This is a genomic window from Phaeobacter sp. SYSU ZJ3003, assembly GCF_041300735.1.
GTDB classification, from domain to species: Bacteria; Pseudomonadota; Alphaproteobacteria; order Rhodobacterales; family Rhodobacteraceae; genus Phycobacter; species Phycobacter gallaeciensis_A.
In genome coordinates, this window is the sequence record NZ_PXNU01000178.1 from 1 (window position 1) to 444 (window position 444).

1 pseudogene is annotated in these 444 nt (G+C 61.3%); it reads right to left on the reverse strand.

Going from position 1 to position 444, the window contains the following annotated elements:
* Positions 1–346 (reverse strand): annotated as a pseudogene (locus C6W91_RS21310) (IS256 family transposase); the annotation flags it as partial.
* Positions 347–444 lie beyond the last annotated feature (98 nt).

A 444-nucleotide genomic window follows, 5' to 3' on the forward strand; every position in this document is an offset into this window, starting at 1 on the left:
CCAGCCAGCCGGCCTCGGCGGCCTCCTGCCAACTGGGCAGCGGCATCTCCTTCCCGGTGGCCTTCGACCGTACGCGGGGGCGCTCCAACTCCACCTTGCCGCCTTGGAACCCAAGGCGACCTCGGGTCGTACCCCAGCGGTGACCAGGTTTATCGGCGTTCCGCGCATGTGCCTCGCCGGCCAATTTCAATGCGTCGCTTTCCATCATCTCGCTGAGCGCTGAAACCCCGGCCAAAAGACAGAATTGGTCAAAGCTCTGTCCGACCGCCTCCCAAGCACCAGTAACGGCGCCACGCAGATCATTCTGGCTGGCAAGGGCCGCATGCGATGTCGTAGTCTTCTTCATGGTGTTGCTTTCCTCTAGGTTTGATCACCCCGAGCCTACGGCTCAGGGAAAGCAACGCCACCCTTCAAGCAAAGTTCAACATCAACAGGGACATCCCC